Here is a 381-nt window from a genome sequence, read left to right as displayed (position 1 = left end):
CCTGATCACGGGGACGGGTTCGGTCCCGTCGGCCCGGGTGTCCGGGCGGAGGACCGCGGGTCCGAGGCGGTTGCCGGTCATCCCGAGGACGCCGCACCGGGCGCTCGGGACGCGGCCACGGACGACGCTCCCGTCGACGCGCGGTACGAGCGGCTCGCCGAGACGACGATGGAGTTGCTGATCCCGGCTCGACCCGACGGAGCCGACGCCCCGGCGTCCCCGTCGCCGGACGTACGCCCGGGCGCCGGCCGGGACCACGGGACGGAGCCGGAATCCGGTCCCGCCGGCCGGCCGGAGACGGAAGCCGTGCGCCCGGGCGCCGGACACGGGTCCGGCGTCGGGAACACTTCCGGTGCCGCCACACGCCGGGCCGGTGCGGAT

General features: G+C 78.0%; 1 pseudogene. It reads left to right on the top strand.

Annotated features, from left to right (window positions below):
- Positions 1-381: pseudogene (locus tag B9S61_RS41520) on the top strand (hypothetical protein); the annotation flags it as partial.

Origin of the sequence: Streptomyces sp. SM1 (genome assembly GCF_002910825.1) — a bacterium.
GTDB lineage: Bacteria > Actinomycetota > Actinomycetes > Streptomycetales > Streptomycetaceae > Streptomyces > Streptomyces okerensis.
The sequence above is the reverse complement of the archived record's forward strand: the minus strand, read 5'-3'. Positions and strand labels throughout refer to the sequence as shown.